This window comes from Idiomarina sp. UBA4206, from assembly GCF_002383015.1.
Classification (GTDB): domain Bacteria; phylum Pseudomonadota; class Gammaproteobacteria; order Enterobacterales; family Alteromonadaceae; genus Idiomarina; species Idiomarina abyssalis.
On sequence record NZ_DFTS01000021.1, the window covers coordinates 7,951 to 8,395 of the forward strand.

A 445-nucleotide genomic window follows, 5' to 3' on the forward strand; every position below is an offset into this window, starting at 1 on the left:
CGGTCGTTATTTGGGTACTGCGTTTCAGTTGGTTGACGATTTACTGGATTACACCGCCGACAGCGAATCGATGGGCAAAAATGCCGGTGATGACTTAGCGGAAGGTAAGCCCACACTGCCGTTGTTATACGCCATGTGGCACGGCAACGAAGTAGAACAAAAGCTTATTCGCGAAGCCATTGAACAAGGCGACGGGCGTGAGCACTTACAAACCGTGCTTACGGCTATGGAACGAACGGGAGCTTTGCAATACACCCGCGATAAAGCTTTAGAAGCCGCCGAACAAGCGCGCCAGTCATTAAGCGATCTCCCGGACTCCGACTACAAACAAGCCCTGCTCACCCTAACCCACCTGGCAGTCGACCGGGTGGCGTAGCAGGCTTGGAGAAAGGAAATGCCTTGGGGGAGCGGGTTCTGTTTCGGAGGACGCCCGCAAGTACTTCCC

General features: G+C 54.6%; 1 protein-coding gene. It reads left to right on the forward strand.

What is annotated here, in order from left to right:
- Positions 1 to 376: polyprenyl synthetase family protein (locus tag B3180_RS04455; protein ID WP_286843268.1), on the forward strand; the 376-nt coding region annotated here is incomplete at its 5' end.
- Positions 377 to 445: the final 69 nt, after the last annotated feature.